Here is a 17717-nt window from a genome sequence, read left to right as displayed (position 1 = left end):
TATAGTTCGATGAAAATTTAACTTGAGGTAAATATGGATGTTGATCACAACTTTTTTTCCTGCTGCATTCCCAGCTTTGGCCGTTGCCCACTTCATTGCATTGTTAAGTCCCGGCCAAGATTTTTTTCTTATTGTCTCTCACTCAATCAGGCATAAATTACGAGGAAGCCGGTATATTTGTCTCGGTATTGCGTTGGGTAATGCTGTCTATATCGCATTTGCAATTATTGGCTGGACAAGTATTCGAGAAAACCCGGTGCTCTTTTCGGTGATCGAAGTGCTCGGAGCAATGTACCTATTTTGGATTGGCTCAAGATTACTGAAGAGTAAAAAATATGAATCTCTTCATGACGTTGAGCATGGGCGAATGCCTTCAGCGTTAACGCAATTGTTACTTGGCCTGAATTCAGCACTCCTAAATCCCAAGAATGCTTTGTTTTATATGAGTCTTATGACGGTTATTCTCGGTAGCGAAGTGACGCTGGTCCAACAGATGTCTTGTGGGCTGTGGATGTTCATTGCTGTTTTAATGTGGAATTTAGTGGTAGCCACGACGATTGGCTGGCCACAAATACAGCGTTATCTGCAGCGCGGTTTACACTGGGTGGAAAGGGGAGCTGGGGGAGTACTCATTTTTTTTGGGGCCGCCTTGCTGATTGACTATGTGTCATAGTGACGGTCTGGGTATCAGCTTTTGTTACCTATAAAAAACGGAGCGAGTGCTCCGTTTTTTATTTTAAACTGGCGGTAATTAACGCTCCCAGTACGCTTCTTCTAGGCAGTCTTCACGCTCTGGCAGGCCACGAGATAGGCGCGGGGCGTGCTGAGTCAATACTTCATAGCTGACGCGGTTTGAGTATTGGCAGATCTGGGAAAAAGAGGAGTAGCTTAAGAACTCACCAATATGTTTGCCTGAGTTTGGAACGTTTGCCTTGTGGAAGCGGTTGGCCGACATGTCATGTAGCAGCGCAGAAAGTGCTGCATCACCGGCACCGTTGGTGTTTTTAATTTCCACTGGGCCGCCAAGATAAGGTGCAATGTGTGAGTAAACACGGATTGGGTTTTCACACGAGTCTTTCTTCATCGGACGGCTGAATTCGTACTTGTTGAAATCAGCAATGCGGCCAGGAAGAAGAGGTAGTGTTGATTCGCGCTTAAGCTCTTCATCGGTATAACCGGCCATGTAAAGGCCGACAGGACCAGCCGTACACAAAACAAGATCTACCCATTCAAGCGCTTTGTCAGCTGCAATCAGTGGGTCTTTCTCGCCAGTTAGCGCTTCAGCTTCCTCTTCGTTCATTGCTACACAGGTAACGTGTTCTTTTAGGAATTCAATCCACCAATCCTGCATGCCTTCAATAACGTATTTAGTACCTAGGGTCAGCACAACAGGTACATGGTTTTTCTTGGCATGCTCGATAGCTTTAAGTGCCGACTCTTTCATTGGGTCGCCAGGCTTGCCACGCACCAAATAAGAAGAGAGAACAAGCGCAGAAGCATTTTCAAATGCACACTCTGGCACGAATTCTGGTTTAAGCTGGTTCATTTCCCCTTCATTGATCGCAAATGTTCGTTCACCGTCTTCGGTGATAAGGGTGTAGCAGCGACCAATAGGGCCTTCAACCGGTTGTAAGAAATCTAAATCCATTCGGCTAGAAGTATTACAAAGATAGCGGTAAGCGTAAGATCCAATCTTTAGATCCTGGCTCATTACGCCAAGAAGAATAGATTTGTCATCAGCAAGAACAGAATAGTTATGAAGGGTATTACCAATGGTATCACCAGGGTATTCATGACTGATTAGATTGCGTTCTTTGAGCTCTTGGTAAAGTAATTCAGCTTTATCTTCTTCAAGAACAAGTGAATGGCCTTTACTTAGATTGTGACGAGCCAAAAAATCATCGTCGATACGTGCTTCGATATCAACAATCGTTTGGCCAACACCAACAAGGTGAGTACGAGATAGCGGATTTTCTTGCTGGATTTGAGCTACTAATGGATCGCGGGCATTGACTGGAAAGTAATGCTTGGATTTACGCTGACCAGGGAATTTCATGTTTGAAGGCTATCGGTTAAAGGGGATTTTGTTTCATTGTATCATAAAAATGGGATTTACATCCCACTTCATGACGTTAAGGTGACATTTTGGGGTTGGTTGCTGTTTTTTTGCCCAGAGGGAAATCGTTGCCTTGACGCACTAGGTATAAATGCTTATTTTACAAACAAAAAAACAGCCTCAATATGGGCTGTTTCTTTTAAAGCGTTTGGTTATGACAGCAATTTAGGTTTAAACGCTTTCTCGCCGGCAACAGGGCGGTTAACTGAAATTGAACGACCTTTCTTCATCCCTTTTTCGTAATCATCGGTAAGGGCACTCATCGCTTCCTGCAGCTGTTTCTTGAAGGTTTCACGGTCAATATTTTCAAACTCTTTATCGATGAAGTTCGACATGCGTTTATCATGGTCATCATCGGTGTTGAGCTCTGGCAGTTTTTCCAGTGCCCCTTCAAGCCAACCGGCAAGAAAGGAAGAGACACGGCGAGAGACTTCCGCATTGCTGGTGCCTGTGCCTTGGAAACTGTTTCTGAACTGACCTGTTTGTTGGTTCATTTCACGGTATACGATGTCAAACGCAAACGCGGCGAAGATAGCCCTTTCAGCCATACCAATAAACTCAGCCTGCTTGAGGCCTTTGTGATTGGTTAGTACACATTCAACCCCGAAGCGGCGGTTGATGCCGCGGATGATCTTCAATATCTGCTGGCTGATGTCGGCTGGAAGCAGGGTCTTGGTTTTGGTTTTACCCATCTTGATAAATTCGATGTCATCTTGTTCAAGGCCGTATTTCAGCATCAAACGATGCGCCATCCTAATGGCTTGTGCGGCTTCATTGACGTTTGCAGAGTTACCCAGCTCGAGGCATTTCGCTATTTTTTTCAGCGCCTTTCGCTTTTGTTCAGACATTCGAGTACACCATGATAGAAAAGGGCACACATTTTAACGTTTTCCCTAAGCCAGCACAATTCTCTTAAGCAGATAGTTTATGCAGTTATTAGCTTGAGGATGGTCGGGTACCACCGTCGTTAAAGAGTCTGTTTGTTTTGCTATACCTAAATTTTGACATAGCAAGAAGAGTGGTTTGCGCTGAGATTATTCAGTCCGTTGAGCATGCGCCGTCTTGTGTCTTGTTAGTATGCCACGCATAATATTCACAGTTTTTCATTTGGGTATTTTTGCTATGACAGCGACCTACCAATCCGTTGATGTACCTTTCGATTATCGCCACACCTGCTGGTTTTGTGGTGAACCTTATTTTGAATCGTACGCCTTCTTACCATCGCCTAACTATGATCACCAAAAGCTCCCCGTACTACTGCCAAGTTGCCAAGAATGTTATGGCATTTGCAGAGCCATTAAAGCGAGTGATTTAGAACTGTTGCGCGATAAGGTGAAAGAGCAGCTTCACCGTAAATATCAAAAGCACTTGCAAATAGGGGTGAACTGGACCAAGGAAGAGTTAGAGCAATCAGAATTTGAAGGTAAGGCACTTGAAGGATTTCGTGAAAGTGCCTGGAACATGTTTGAAATTGCCAAAGGGCGAGTGAATTTCCAGGGGTGGCCATTAACTATCGACGGGCTGCCCGTTGCGAGCCTGAGCACCAGTTTCCATGTTCAGTTTGATGGCATAAACTACACCAGCCTCAGCCATGCTGTTGAGCAACTGGCAAAGTCTTACAACATTCCGCAGCAGTATTTAGACGAAGTGGTGGAAGTCGTAGGGCGCGACCGCTTGTCTTATGCTATTCGCTTCGCCAAAACAACGTACGGGTATTCAACTGCAGAGCGTGCAGCAAGTATTGATAGCTTGAAAGCGTTATTGGCAGAAGAAGCAGCATTGACACTCCCTGAGCGAAAGAGCACAAAGGGTATTGATGTGAACGTGGGTGATATTGCCGAGTTGATTTTGCATCGGACGTTGATTCCGGTGCATGCGACGCAATGGGTACTCAAGCAAGGTATCCAGAATTTGAATCAATTAGCTGAGCAAGAAGATGCGTTTTTTAAGCACTTCGGTGCCGATTCAGAGTTAACGGCTTTCACGTACTTCACAGCGATGCAAATATATCTTGAACAGCGAGAGCTTGAGCCAGAGTGGGCTGAGCATCACGACCCTAATCGGGCGTGGTTTGATAAGTTATAGGTAGAGAACGCATTACGCTACCGAACAAAAAGGCGCCAAGCGGCGCCTTTGTTGTAAAGAAAGTCTATCTTATTGATTCTGGCGAGACCACACCATAGTTCGGCCATTTTCGTCAAAGGCCAACACCTCATACGGGTCTTTTTGATCGTTATACTCCATACCTGGAGAACCCATTGGCATGCCCGGAACCGCTAGGCCAACCATGCGCTTTGGTTTAGATTCGATAAAACGCAGGATATCTTCTGCAGGGACGTGGCCTTCAAACGAATAGCCTTCAATTTCTGCGGTATGGCAAGATGCATACTGAGGTCGGATACCGAGTTCGATTTTGGTTGGGGTCATGTTTTCTTTGTAAACGACATCAAGTTCGAAGCCATTATCTTCCATATGCTTTACCCATTCCGTGCAGCAGCCACAGTAAGGCGATTGGTAGTTGGTGCCTTTGATCACTTGTGCCAGTGAGCCTGTGCTTGTTGCGAACAATACGGTTGCAATGAGGGCTTTTAAAGACGTTTTCATAGTTATTCCTGCCATTAGGCCATTTTATAAATAAAGAGTTTTGTGCTTAATTCGAACCACGTATCGGCCTCCTTTTAATGGGAGTGCCAGTAAGTGGCGGATTGGTACCATCAAGAGTTAAGCAATGACAGGAGGGCGGAAGATGATCCGCTGAATGAGTCGGTGACTACCTTCAATTTCTTTGAAGCGATATGATCCAACAAGGGGAACCACGACAAGCTCCTCGGCAAGTATGGCCACAGGAATTTGCCCAGAATGGCACTGGTTGTCTTTACAACAGTTATCTGTGGGGGTTGCTTTTATGAGACTACAGCTGCTGCCGGTATCGGAAACAATTACATTCGTTGATACAGGACTGCAGCAATGAGATATCGCTATTGGTGTGTTGCAGTCATCATTGTTTATTGAGGAATATGGCGATACAGATGCACTTAATGCCACTGATACAAACAGCATAATGAAGATAACAACATTGGCAACCATCTTTTGTAAGCGCATAGAGAGCCTTAATCGAACATACAAGCACATTATATCCAGCATTTAGTCAATTGAACAATCTCAAGTACAAGACTGGCTATCGTTTGGACAAAAAATGACAAGTCTATGATCGCCCTTTTGTTTTTAATGAAACTGAGTTCAAGCCTTATGTGACGCGGCTTTGAAAGCGGTTAAGCCTTACTTTTCTCTGACAAAACTGATTTAAGAATCGGCTTAAATAAGTGCAACGAAAAAATACTAATGCGCCAGGCACAGTGCGCAAGGAAACGATGATGCAATATACTGAACAAGACCGTCAGATTCTTCACGACACCTGGATGAGTTATAAGGCTAAGATGCGAGTTACCCAAATTGAAATGGCAAAGCGTCTTGGCGTCAGTCAGTTGGTATTCTCAGATATCCTTCGCGGCAGTGTCCCACTTGAGCACCGTTTTGTTAACCAGTTTTGTAACTATATCGGTGTTGATCCTTTGCTGACACTACCGTCACTTCGCCGCCAAATGGGTGGAGAACTGCCCAATTCGGTGACGCTGACCAATACCTTTATTGTCGACGGTGAAATTAAGAATGTACGTTACGACGGTAATCAACTGGTTGTTGAATACGTTCATAGCGTTGAAGTGCATTAATACATTTTATTTGCCCAGATAACTGACAGTCACTGGGTGTAAAACTTTTATGATGCCCGCTCTTCTGTGATACCTATTTGGCAGGCCAAGGCAATGAAAGCTTTGGCCTGCATAGCAAATGGGGCTATTTGCTTTGTTGTGCTGGCTGGTTGTCAAACTTTTTTACGGGTGACATCTCCCATTCTGGGATACAAAGGTATAAACAAGCCGCACCAAAGATTGATGCGAAGAGGTCAGTCGGCCAGTGCATACCCAGCCAAATACGGCTGATCCCAACACCAACAGCCCAGACAATAATTATACCAGCCGGTATAAGTTGACGCCGTCTTAGGAAAAAGCCCCCCCAGAATGCGACACAGACAGCAGTGAAAATCGTGTGACCCGATGGCAGCGAGTAGTTTGTTTCGCCTTGCCAGTGGGCGATCCGCCAGTGACTGATAGTTTCGCTTGCCTGTTTAACCACTTCATCTTTTTCTATATCACTTAGCGCATAAAAGGCTTGTGGGCTCTCTACAATGTTCAACGCTTGTAGTTGATAGGTATAAGGCCGAGGAACTTCAGTAATATGTTTCATTACCGTTTTAGCAACAAAGCTCAATGCAAGCAGTAGGGCAAATTGAACGCCCAACATCACCAGTGTCTTACGGGGAAGCTTAAGCGCGATAGGGATCAGCATGAACAATCCGACCGTCACTAAGAACCCGGGGTTACCTGCAGAGTGGGTCAGTAATGAAAAGAGCATACCGCTAAGGTCGGAGACTGGCCCATTCAAGTTTGCTTGAGAATAAAAAAACAGAACTCCAGATAACAGAGAGCTCATCAGCAATAATGCGATAAGACCAGGGCGCTTTTGTTGAATGAATGGACGGATGAACATAATCAATACACTTCATAAAATGGAGACGGAATTCTAGCAGACTATACGGATTAAAAAGTAAAATAAGTGTCATAAACAGTTAGTTTAAGTTTAGTAAGGATTGAAATGAAGATTGCCCTTATAGGATTAGGCGATATTGCAATAAAGGCGCACTTACCTGTGTTAAGTCAGTTGCCGAATGTTGAATGGGTGTTCTGTACCCGCAACCGAGAGCGGCTGCGACAGCTCGCTAAGCAATACCATGTCACTGAAACTTATACTGACTACCGGGATTTAGCCAAAGCCGGAATCGATGCGGTGATGATCCATAGCGCCACATCTTCTCACCCAACGTTGGCGGCGTTTTTTTTGCGTCTGGGTTTGCCGGTTTTTGTTGATAAACCCCTTGCCGATAGTTACGAGCAGTGTGAGCGACTATATGATCTTGCTGAAAGTAAGCAAGTGCCCTTGTTTATGGGGTTTAACCGTCGGTATATCCCTCTTTATAAACAGCACCTTCCAGGAGTAACGGATAAAACGCAGGCATCAGCCCCTCTATTGTCATTGCGCTGGGAGAAACACCGCAATGATTTGCCCGGTGAAATACGAACCTTCGTGTTTGATGATTTCATTCACCCGCTTGATAGCATTAACGTGAATGCGAACATTGAACCGGACGATCTTTATATTACTTACCAATCCACCGTAACAGGAGTGCAGCCATTACTTGGGCGTCTCGATGTGCAGTGGCAACAAGAAGGTGCGTTGTTTCACGCATCTATGAACCGACAGCATGGTGCGACAGTGGAAACCGTTTCTGCTAATTATGAAAATGTCAGCTATCGGTTTGATTCTTTCACCGAGGGGAGTTGTTGGCGGCACAATGCAGAAGAACGTTTAAAGCTTGCTGACTGGACACCGATGCTGGCGACCAAAGGCTTTCACGCAATGGCTGAGCATTGGCTAGAGGTGGTCAGTGCGGGCAAACAGGCACTGTGTTTCACGCAGCGAAATCTCCATAGCCATCGGTTAGCGGAGTACTTGGTTAGCCAGGTAAAACGAGGTGAGTAACTTAAGCAATTTAATGTGTCGATTTTGTCGTATTATTGAACCGCATCACAAAAAATATTTCGTGTTCAAAACAATTGCTGCATAGAAAGTAACGAGTGATATAACTCCCTATAATGTTTAACTATTTTTATAGGGTGCCTGTTTTCTTAGCTAGGTGCTTGAGTTGTAATTATAAATTATTAAGAAATATTTCACTGGTGTGTCGGGAGATGAGCTGCTAGAGTGCCGTCCCTCACACACAGCGTGAGATAATTATGCTAAGCAATACCCTAAAAGGTAGCGACAAAACAGTTTCAGTTCTAACTATTGGTTTCCTAGGACTGTTCCTCCTCTTATCCCTCTATGATTTGACATTTGTTAGTCAGGTTATTGATACCGCCTTCTCCTATTCGACAGCTGCATTTGGCCAATTTTGGCAGTGGCTAATGGTGATTAACCTCGTGATCGCCTTAGTGATTGCGGTAAGCCCATATGGTAAACAGCGCCTAGGTGCCGTGAACAGTAAGCCAACAATTGGTACATTCCGCTGGTTGGCAATGATTATGTGTACTCTGCTCGCTGGTGGCGGTGTATTCTGGTCTGCTGCAGAGCCTATTTATCACTTTATGACGATGCCGCCGAGCTTCGAGGGTGTCGAAGCACAGTCTGCTGCAGCTGCCGTACCCGCTCTAAGCCAAAGCTTTATGCATTGGGGCTTTTTGGCATGGGCTGCCCTAGGCACACTAGCGACGATTGTGTTGATGTATGCGCACCACCAAGGTGGGGTAAAATTACGTCCTCGAGCTTTGCTTTATCCAATCGTTGGCAACAAGCTAGAAAACCATTGGCTGGGTTCTGTGATTGATGCTTGCTCAATCATTGCGGTTGCGGCAGGTACGATCGGTCCAATTGGCTTCTTGGCTTCTCAGTTAGGTTATAGCCTAGAAGTTGTTGCTGGTATTGAAAACAACTCTTCCAGCCAGATGGTGATATTGGCAGTGGTTGTTGCGATTTACTCGCTATCTGCTTTTACGGGTATGGACAAAGGTCTTCAATGGCTAAGCCGCTTTAACATTGTGGGTGCTTTTGCTCTACTGATGGTGATGTTGGTGTTTGGTCCAACTCAATTTATCTTTGAGCACTTTGGCCTGGCATTCGCCTCTTATATTCAGCACTTGCCTGAAATGAGTGTTAATGCGAATAGCCCTGCTTGGAGCCAATGGTGGACGTGGTTCTTCTGGGGCTGGTTTATCGGTTTTGCACCTATGATGGCGATTTTCATTGCTCGCATCTCTGAAGGCCGCAGTATCCGTGAATTGATTCTGACCATTGCTGTGGCTGCACCTATCGTGACTAACTTCTGGTTCACCGTACTAGGTGGTACAGGTATCTTCTTTGAACTTCAGATGCCAGGAAGTATTTCAGGTCCGCTAGCGGATTCTGGTCTGCCTGCGGTGCTACTTGCATCATTGGCACAACTACCGTTCAATGATCTATTGATCCCTGCCTTCTTGGTGTTGACAACGACGTTCGTTGTTACAACGGGTGACTCAATGGCTTATTCGATTGCACTTGTTGTATCTGGTGACAATCAGCCGTCTAAATCACAGCGTTTGTTCTGGGCGTTGGCGATGGGTGTTATTGCTGGCGTATTGCTGCTAGCTGGTGACGGTGGTTTGAACGCGTTACAGTCGTTCATTGTGATCACGGCGGTTCCTGTGTCTATGCTGGTAGCGGTAACCTTGGTTACTGGCCCTCTTGCTGTTCTGCGCATGCAGGGTAAGAAAGCCGAAGCTCAAGCACAGCAAGGCTGGGAGCAAGCTGAAGTCGCTAGCCAGTCGTAACGACAGCACTAGATAGCATTGAAGCGCAAGCCAACATTATTGGCTTGCGCTTTTTTTTGTTTACAAGTTAGCAGATTTCAATGCGGTAACCGTTAAAAACGGTATTCATGAAAATTGATGCTTAAAAATTTTCATGAATAACTATGTAGACGATCGCAATTTTATAAAAATGCAATTCATTCCAATTAAACATTTAACGATATAATCATTAAATATTTCCCGAAAACACATCACAATAAAATGTAATTAATAATAGCGTGATTTATATCAGGTGGTTTGTTGATGACTTTACTATCATTGTGTAAGTGTATGATATTTATACAAGTTGGCGGGTGTATATTGCTTTTTTGTCTGTCGGCCATTCCGAAATACTGGTTGCTTCAAGTCCGCGTACCGCAGATTGAACTATATGACGATTCTCTTTAAGGCTTTCTTTAAGAACCAACGTCTGAATAGAGCAACATAAATACTAATTAACAAGGGCTACATCAGTAGCCCTTTTTGTTATTCACGGAAATACGCTCAAGAGACAGTCTCTTTTGAATTACTGACTGTCGTACAACGCCCCTGTCGAAGGCAATGAATCAGGCATTGGCACATCACTTTCTACCCATCCCCCTCCGAGAACTTTGTATAACGTCACCAAGTTAAGCGCTTCGGTTAGCTTAGTGTTTATGAGTTCTTGCTGAGCGGTATAGTACTCTCGCTGTGAATCTAGCACCGTGAAGTAGTCATCAACCCCTTCGTCAAAACGCAGGTTAGATAAGCGGAAGCTCTCACTGGTGGCATCAACCAGCATTTGCTGGGCTGAGACCTGATCATTCAACGTCGCTTGGTTAGCTAGAGCATCGGCCACTTCTCGGAAGGCGGTTTGGATAGCGAGTTCGTACTGATTCAACGCAATTTGCTGATCAGCAATAGACACATCTAGTTGGCTGTCCAGCTCACCCCAATTGAAAATGGGTAAAACAAGGTTTGGCGTGAATACCCAACTTCGGCTATCGCCAGAGAATAGGTCATCGGCAGAAGTACTGAGCAGCCCACCTGTAGTCGTCAAAGAGATGGTCGGGAAGTACGCTGCACGTGCTGCGCCAATGTTCGCGTTGGTGGAGCGAAGTTGGTGTTCGGCAGATAAAATGTCTGGCCGGCGCAGCAGTACATCTGAAGGGACACCGACATGGATAGGGGCAAACCCGATGTTATCCGCTAACTGGGGAAGAAGGTATATGGGGACGGCTTTACCCACCAAGGTATTCAGCGCATTGATGTCCACATCCACTTGGCTGGTAAATACCGCGACATCTTTGAGTGCGGTAGCAACCGTCGTCTTGGCTCGGGCAACATCTAAACCGGTTGCGACACCACTATTAAAGCTTTTCACTGTCAGGGCAAGAGAATCTCGTTGTATCGCGAGGGTCTCTTCCGCTAAGCGTAGCAGGCGTTGGTCGGCAATTAAGGTGAGGTATGACTCAATCACACTACTGATCAAACTGAGTTGGGTGTTTTTACGAGCTTCGATAGTCGATAGATATTGCTCCAGCGCTTGCTGCTCTAGGCTTTGAATTCGGCCCCAAAAATCAATTTCATAATTACTGACGCCAAGATCAACACTGTACTGGCGGCTAATGGTTGAGTTGCCATTATTGACGTTTTCCGACAAGCGCTGGTTGGCACCGGTTACGCCAAGATCAATATTGGGTAATCGGCTTGCTCGTTGGATACCGTATTGAGCCTCTGCGCGCTGGATATTTAGAATCGCAATGCGCACATCGCGGTTGTTGCGAAGGGCAAGTTCTATAACTTGAGTCAGTTTGTTGCTCTGAATAAATGCCCGCCAGTCTTCATTAGGGGAAACCCGGTTGCTCGCAGCCGGAGACGGCGACTGTGTCTTAGAGGTACCCGGGACATTACTGCCGGTGTAGATAGAAAAGCTATTGGCACTCTCATCCACAGGCCATTTAGTTTCGACTGGCGCTGTTGGTTGGTGATAAGCCGGGATAAAGTTAATACAGCCAGCGAGACTAGTGGCCAGACCAAAGCAGAAAACCAGCGACGTTGGTTTAGTCATGCGGGGTCTCCTCTGCTGGTGTAGGGGATGTGTCTGGTCCGTGGAATACTCTTGTTACGACGACAAAAAACAATGGCACGAAGAAGATCCCGAGGAAGGTCGCGGTGATAACACCACCAACAACACCTGTACCTACCGCATTCTGAGCACCTGAACCGGCCCCACTGGAAATAGCCAAGGGTGCCACCCCCATTCCAAATGCCAGCGAGGTCATGAGTATCGGTCGCAGGCGGATCTTGGCGGCATGTATGGCCGCTTTGAACATGTCTTCACCAGAGTCATGATAGGCCTTGGCAAATTCAACAATCATGATGGCGTTCTTTGATCCAAGGCCAATGGTTGTCAGCAAACCAACTTGAAAGTAAACATCATTATCGAGCCCGAAAAGCAAGGTCGCTGATACGGCACCCAATACTCCAAGTGGGATAATGAGAATGACTGAAAATGGTACCGCCCAGCTCTCATAGAGTGCGGCAAGACAGAGGAAAACGATAAGTATCGACAGTGCATAGAGTAGAGGTGCCTGACCACTGGAAATACGCTCTTGGTATGACATACCGGTCCATTCAAGCCCGACGCCTTGTGGCAACTGGCTAACAATTTGCTCCATTTCGAGCATTGCTTCACCGGTACTGACACCGGCAGCCGGTTCGCCTAAAATCTCCATGGCTGATGTGCCGTTGTAGCGTTCGAGGCGAGGGGAACCATAGGTCCATTCCCCTTTACTGAACACCCGCATCGCCACCATTTCGCCAGATTGGTTCCTGACTTTCCATTCCATGATATCTTCAGGGTTCATGCGGTAAGGCATATCAGCTTGTACATAGACCTGCTTGATCCTGCCACGATCGACGAAATCGTTGACGTAGTTACTGCCTAACGCAGTACCGAGTGTGCTGTTTATGTCGTTAATGGATACCCCAAGTGCCCGGGCTTTGAGTTGGTCAATTTGGATATGGTACTGCGGTGTATCATTGAGTCCGTTTGGCCTGACTTGAAGCAAGTTGGGGCTTTGCGCCGCCATGCCTAATAACTGATTTCTCGCCTCGGTCATTTTTTCATGGCCCAGCCCCGAGCGATCTTGCAAGAACATATCAAAACCGGTGGCGTTACCGAGTTCCATAATAGCTGGAGGGGCAAAGGCAAAAATCAGCGCTTGTGGTATTTCGGTGAAGGCCGCCATCGCTCGCCTGACAATGGCATTGACCTTGTCACTGGCTGCGGTGCGCTCATCCCAGTCATTGAGTGCAATGAACATCATTCCCGTGTTGGCACCGGAACCGGCGAAGCTAAAGCCAGAAACAGAGAAAACGGATTTTACATTTTCCTTTTCTGCGTCGAGGAAGTGATCTTCAACCTTACTGAGGATCTTTAATGTTTGTTCTTGGGTTGAACCACTGGGAAGCTGCACCATACTCATCATGATGCCTTGGTCTTCATCGGGAAGGAAGCTACTGGGCAAACGCAAGAACAGTAAAGCCATCACAACGCTTACTCCTAGGTAAATCAACAGAAAGCGGGCACTGCGGTGGGTGATAAACGTCACTGCGGCAGTGTATTTGTCTGTTGCCTTAGTGAAGTTGCGGTTAAACCATCCGGCAAACCCGGTGGTCTTGTGTCCATCGGTTGTTTTGAGCAAGCCAATACACAAGGTTGGGGTCAGGATAATAGCAACCATAACGGATAAGGCAACGGCGGTGACGATGGTGATGGAAAACTGGCGGTAGATAGCCCCAGTCGAACCAGCAAAGAAGGCCATGGGGATAAAGACGGCGCAAAGGACCATACCAATACCGACCAGGGCACTGGTAATTTGGGTCATTGATTTCTCAGTCGCTTCCCTCGCACCTAGCCCTTCTTCTTCCATGATCCGCTCAACGTTTTCCACTACCACGATGGCATCATCGACCAACAGGCCAATCGCCAACACCAGCGCGAACATGGTTAATGTGTTAATCGAATAGCCTAACGTCAGCAACACGGCAAAGGTACCCAGTACGACCACCGGCACTGCAATCGTTGGGATCAGGGTTGCCCTGAAACTCTGTAGGAACAACAGCATAACCAAGAAAACGAGGAAGATGGCTTCGAGTAGGGTTTTAACCACTTCTTCAATCGATATTTCAATAAAGGGTGTGGTGTCGTAGGGGTAGACAACGGTAATGCCTTCGGGAAAGAAGGGGACAAGCTCATCAAGTTTTGTCCTAACGGCCTTGGCGGTCTCCAAAGCGTTTTTACCGGTCGCTAGGGCAATAGAGATCCCCGTTGCTGGCTGTTTGTTGTAATTCGAGACGGTTTGGTATGACGCAGAGCCCAGCTGGACTTTGGCAACATCTTCCATCAAAACCTGAGAGCCATCAGGGTTGACCTTGAGCAAGATGTTTTCAAATTGCGCGACCGTTTGCAATCTAGACTGGGCCGTAATAGTGGCATTGAGTTGTTGGCCCGGAACCGCGGGGGCTGCACCGAGCTGGCCGGCCGAGACTTGGGCATTTTGTTCTTGAATTGCAGCCACGATATCGGATGGCATTAGATCGTAATTTTCAAGGTGATAGGGGTTGAGCCATATCCGCATCGCATATTCGGCCCCGAATAACTGAGTTTGTCCCACGCCGTCTACTCGGCTGAGGGGATCTAATACATTACTGGAGATGTAATCTGAAATATCTTCATTGGTTAAAGAGGGATCATCAGATACAAAACCGATCACCATTAATATAGAGCTACTTGCTTTTTCTACCTTCACCCCTTGGTTTTGTACCTCAAGCGGTAGTAACGGCGTTGCGGCTGAAAGTTTATTCTGCACCTGTACCTGTGCAATATCAGGGTCGGTACCGGCATCGAAAGTCAGCGTGGTGGTGATATTACCGAATGAATCGGATGTCGATGACATGTAAAGCAGATTATCGAGACCATTCATCTGCTGCTCGATCACCTGAGTTACTGAATCTTCAGCTGTTTTTGCCGATGCACCAGGGTAAGTCGCCGAGATTTGAATCGCCGGTGGCGCTATGGTTGGGTATTGGGCTATGGGTAACAAGATAATCGAGATAATGCCTGCCAGCATGACCATAATTGCAAGCACCCACGCGAAAACAGGTCGCTGTATAAAAAAATGTGCCATGACCCCGTCCTATCTATTTCGATGGATTATTTACTTTGGAGGTGCTTACTTCATGAGATTTACTAACAGGTGCTCCGGAGCGGACAAACTGCAAGCCATCGACGATGACTTTCTCGCCAACATTTAACCCTTGAGTGATCAACCATTGATTATTTATAAGCCGTTCAGTTTTGACGGTGCGAACTTCCACTTTATTGTCTTGGCCAATAATACTCACCTGTGCATCGCCTTTTGGGGTTCGGGTTAAGGCTTTCGCAGGGATCAAAATGGCGTTGTCGACAATTCCCCGAGGCAGTGATGCCCTGACAAACATGCCGGGGAGAAGTATTTGCTGTGGATTGGGGAATGATACTCTGAGAACGAAAGAGCCTGTTGTTTCATCAATATTGATATCAGAAAACAAGACGGTGCCCAATTGATCGTATATTGTGCCGTCCTCGAGGGAGAGCTGTATATCGCCAAGCTCGGTCTCTGTTCGCTTGAAGGCACCTTGCGCCAATTCGCGCCTAAACTGCAATAGTTCAGTGCTCGATGCGGTAAGATCGACATGCATCGGGTTGTAGGTTTGTACGGTGACCAGAGGTGCCGATTGATTTGCGGTGACCAAAGCCCCCGCTGTAACTGAAGAGCGACCAGCACGACCATCAATCGGCGTGTTCACTTTGGTATAGTTAAGGTTGATTTTGGCGTTTTCGACACTGGCCTTCGCACTGGCGACATTCGATTGCGCTTCTTGGTAGGTGGCAACAGCATCGTCGTAATCTTGTCTCGAGACTGCTTTTTCCCTCACCAGACGGCGATAGCGGTCTGCTCGGTTCCTTGCTGTAGCAAGATTCGCTGACGCCTTATTTAAATCAGAACGGGCTTGATCTAATAAGAGTTGGAACGGCGCCGGGTCAATTTGATAAAGAGGCTGACCTTTCTGCACCATCGTCCCTTCCTCAAACAGCTGCCTGAGGATAATACCCCCCACCTGCGGGCGGACCTCGGCCTGATAGGAGGCAATTGTTCGTCCTGGCATTTCATCACGCAGTTCAACCGTCTTCGTTGCTACCGTGACGTATCCGATATCGTATTGCGGCGTTTGTGGCGGTGCAGTCGGCTTTTCTTCACAACCCTGTATAAATACCAAGCTCAGCAGGGCTAAAAACAAAAAAAAGGGTTGTAATAGTTGCTGCTTAACACTGAACATTACGCCAACCTACCTTAGAGCTACAAACTTAAAGCGTGATTAAGTCATGTAGTCATCATCAAGAGTAATGAATAGCTTATTCGGGTTTAGGCTGGCGTAGTGTCTTATCTTTGCACGAATTCTCTAAAATTCGTTGGCAAGGACTCAGGTGGCGATTGCCATTGCTTGCTGTTCGGGTGACATTACGCACCACCGAAAGAAAACCCAGCTATTGATAGCTGGGCTTATTGTCCACCGGGTTGGTTATTATGGCATCTAACGTTCATTAAGTTACTTGTCGGCAACAGGTACCATAATGTGTACGTAAGGTGTGTCTTTCCACATGACGTAAGGCCCACCGGTAGAAGGATCGTCGGTAAGCCCGTCGAGCATGGCTTTCGGTACAATGATCATTAGGTGCGGCCCTGTCTCAACGTAATCATCAGCGGATTTAGGATCGGCGTGATAAGGATCTGAGTTGCTAACGCCGGCACCGCGGTCACCTTGCAACATGTACGAAATACCAATTTTTGTTGCTGTAAAATCTTTCTTGTTTACCATTGCGGTTAGCATTTCCATCCAAACCGCATCGTTGCACATAGGCATACCGTCACCAGGGAAAGTATCAGGCATACATGTCCAACCGTTTGAGCCTTCAACAACAACCTTACCATCTATAACAATTGTTGCATCGTCACTGATAGAGGCTGGGGCGGCAGATTTAGCTCGGCCTATTTTTTCTGTCATTAAATCTTCCGTCATCTTGCTGTCTTCGGCAAGGGAAGAAAAGGTAAACAGGCTGGTTGAAAGAATTGCAGATACACAAAGAGTCGATTTTAAGAGATTAACCATGATTAATTCTCCGTCTTATTTGAAATTATCATCATGGATTGAGTTGTCATTACAATATGACAACATTAAGTATAGGGGGCTATAACGGTATTGAATGGGAATTCGTGCTGGTGGACATATAAAGAAAAAGCCGTCATCAAGACGGCTTTTTAAAAGTATTTGTTGTTAAGTAAACGATTTATGCTGCTGCTGAAGAAAACAGGGTTTTGCGTGCATTGAAGCGTTCAACCAAGTCATCAATAGCTTCTTGGCTGTAGGGCTTCAAGCCACTCATCAGCATACGCTTGCGACCGGTACCAACGACTTCACCATTTTCCTTGAAGTGGAAGTTCAGTGTCACGCTACCGCGCTTGCCTTCAACTTCGATTTGAGACTCTGCGAGCTCAACGGTAGGAGCGGTGAGATCTAAACGATCAAAATTAAGCTCCATGCTTTCGTAGATAACCAGTGGGCGTACGGTGTTGATCATGATGTCTTTCGACTTCATCAAAGGCACCATGATGTGTGGGAAGTTCATTCCCGAGAATTGAACATAGTTTTTAGTGACTTGTTCAATAAGGGTTTTATCGGTGTTGATATCACCTTCACGGGTAACATGAAGGTATTCTTTACCTGCGTCGTCTACAATCGCAAAATCATTGAAGCAACTGTGGTGCGCTTTCAATCCGACACCATCGTTGATCATGCCTGCAAATTCAAATCGCATCTTCTTGCTGATGCCAGCACGGGAAAGCACAACAGAAAACAAAAGATCACCAGGGACGCAGAAGCGTTTGTTATCTTCATCATGAATGGGATTGAAATCGCCAGCGATTTTTTTTGCAAAGTGACTCGCTTGCTCACGGGTAAAGCTGAATACACCATTCTCTTCTAAGTAATATGAATCTAGAAACATGCCTAACGTA

The 17717-nt window shown here is 46.3% G+C and carries 15 protein-coding genes; 5 read left to right on the top strand and 10 right to left on the bottom strand.

Annotated elements, in window-relative coordinates; all coding sequences use genetic code 11:
- Positions 1 to 37 precede the first annotated feature (37 nt).
- A complete protein-coding gene (locus C9I99_RS06590) occupies positions 38 to 673 on the top strand; it encodes a LysE family translocator (RefSeq protein WP_107348081.1) in 636 nt (211 codons plus the stop codon).
- A gap of 78 nt (positions 674 to 751) precedes the next feature.
- On the opposite strand, the gene C9I99_RS06585 is transcribed toward C9I99_RS06590, so the two are convergent.
- Together C9I99_RS06585 and C9I99_RS06580 are read right to left on the bottom strand one after the other, a co-directional pair.
- Positions 752 to 2056, bottom strand: coding sequence for an inosine/guanosine kinase (locus C9I99_RS06585; protein ID WP_107348080.1), 1305 nt, complete (start codon positions 2054 to 2056; stop codon positions 752 to 754).
- A 212-nt stretch (positions 2057 to 2268) separates the two neighbouring features.
- Entirely contained in the window at positions 2269 to 2964 is a 696-nt protein-coding gene (locus C9I99_RS06580) for a DUF2786 domain-containing protein (protein ID WP_107348079.1), read from the bottom strand.
- Between the two features lie 274 nt (positions 2965 to 3238).
- On the opposite strand from C9I99_RS06580, the gene C9I99_RS06575 reads away from it, so the two are divergent.
- Complete coding sequence (locus C9I99_RS06575) at positions 3239 to 4201, top strand: hypothetical protein (RefSeq protein ID WP_107348078.1); 963 nt, start codon at positions 3239 to 3241, stop codon at positions 4199 to 4201.
- A 69-nt stretch (positions 4202 to 4270) separates the two neighbouring features.
- Here C9I99_RS06575 and C9I99_RS06570 read toward each other — a convergent pair whose 3' ends face one another.
- Both C9I99_RS06570 and C9I99_RS06565 read right to left on the bottom strand, forming a co-directional pair.
- Positions 4271 to 4720 (bottom strand): DUF411 domain-containing protein, encoded by a 450-nt coding sequence (locus tag C9I99_RS06570; protein WP_107348077.1) that lies wholly within the window; start codon positions 4718 to 4720, stop codon positions 4271 to 4273.
- A gap of 117 nt (positions 4721 to 4837) precedes the next feature.
- Positions 4838 to 5218: a hypothetical protein gene (locus C9I99_RS06565; RefSeq protein ID WP_107348076.1), complete on the bottom strand. Its 381-nt coding sequence runs from the start codon at positions 5216 to 5218 to the stop codon at positions 4838 to 4840.
- 272 nt (positions 5219 to 5490) lie between these two features.
- Between C9I99_RS06565 and C9I99_RS06560 the strand changes: the two genes are divergently transcribed.
- Positions 5491 to 5847 (top strand): helix-turn-helix domain-containing protein, encoded by a 357-nt coding sequence (locus C9I99_RS06560; RefSeq protein WP_107348075.1) that lies wholly within the window; start codon positions 5491 to 5493, stop codon positions 5845 to 5847.
- A 124-nt stretch (positions 5848 to 5971) separates the two neighbouring features.
- Here the strand turns inward: C9I99_RS06560 and C9I99_RS06555 are convergent, their stop codons facing one another.
- Positions 5972 to 6724 (bottom strand): phosphatase PAP2 family protein, encoded by a 753-nt coding sequence (locus C9I99_RS06555; protein WP_107348074.1) that lies wholly within the window; start codon positions 6722 to 6724, stop codon positions 5972 to 5974.
- Between the two features lie 105 nt (positions 6725 to 6829).
- Between C9I99_RS06555 and C9I99_RS06550 the strand changes: the two genes are divergently transcribed.
- Both C9I99_RS06550 and C9I99_RS06545 read left to right on the top strand, forming a co-directional pair.
- Positions 6830 to 7774 (top strand): Gfo/Idh/MocA family protein, encoded by a 945-nt coding sequence (locus tag C9I99_RS06550; RefSeq protein WP_107348073.1) that lies wholly within the window; start codon positions 6830 to 6832, stop codon positions 7772 to 7774.
- A gap of 254 nt (positions 7775 to 8028) precedes the next feature.
- The gene (locus tag C9I99_RS06545) at positions 8029 to 9597 is read left to right on the top strand and encodes a BCCT family transporter (protein ID WP_107348072.1); all 1569 of its coding nucleotides are present in this window, start codon (positions 8029 to 8031) and stop codon (positions 9595 to 9597) included.
- A gap of 544 nt (positions 9598 to 10141) precedes the next feature.
- Here C9I99_RS06545 and C9I99_RS06540 read toward each other — a convergent pair.
- The 5 genes from C9I99_RS06540 to C9I99_RS06520 all read right to left on the bottom strand — a co-directional run bounded on the left by C9I99_RS06540 (position 10142) and on the right by C9I99_RS06520 (position 17707).
- Positions 10142 to 11665, bottom strand: coding sequence for an efflux transporter outer membrane subunit (locus C9I99_RS06540; RefSeq protein WP_107348071.1), 1524 nt, complete (start codon positions 11663 to 11665; stop codon positions 10142 to 10144).
- Entirely contained in the window at positions 11658 to 14789 is a 3132-nt protein-coding gene (locus tag C9I99_RS06535) for an efflux RND transporter permease subunit (RefSeq protein WP_107348070.1), read from the bottom strand. The genes C9I99_RS06540 and C9I99_RS06535 overlap by 8 nt, the downstream gene beginning before the upstream one ends.
- 13 nt (positions 14790 to 14802) lie before the next feature.
- Positions 14803 to 15981, bottom strand: a complete 1179-nt coding sequence (locus tag C9I99_RS06530) for an efflux RND transporter periplasmic adaptor subunit (protein ID WP_107348069.1) — start codon at positions 15979 to 15981, stop codon at positions 14803 to 14805.
- A gap of 270 nt (positions 15982 to 16251) precedes the next feature.
- Entirely contained in the window at positions 16252 to 16812 is a 561-nt protein-coding gene (locus tag C9I99_RS06525) for a hypothetical protein (RefSeq protein ID WP_107348068.1), read from the bottom strand.
- Between the two features lie 178 nt (positions 16813 to 16990).
- The gene (locus C9I99_RS06520; protein ID WP_107348067.1) at positions 16991 to 17707 is read right to left on the bottom strand and encodes a DUF3581 domain-containing protein; all 717 of its coding nucleotides are present in this window, start codon (positions 17705 to 17707) and stop codon (positions 16991 to 16993) included.
- Positions 17708 to 17717 lie beyond the last annotated feature (10 nt).

Origin of the sequence: Photobacterium lutimaris, assembly GCF_003025555.1 — a bacterium.
GTDB lineage: Bacteria > Pseudomonadota > Gammaproteobacteria > Enterobacterales > Vibrionaceae > Photobacterium > Photobacterium lutimaris.
The sequence above is the reverse complement of the archived record's forward strand: the minus strand, read 5'-3'. Positions and strand labels throughout refer to the sequence as shown.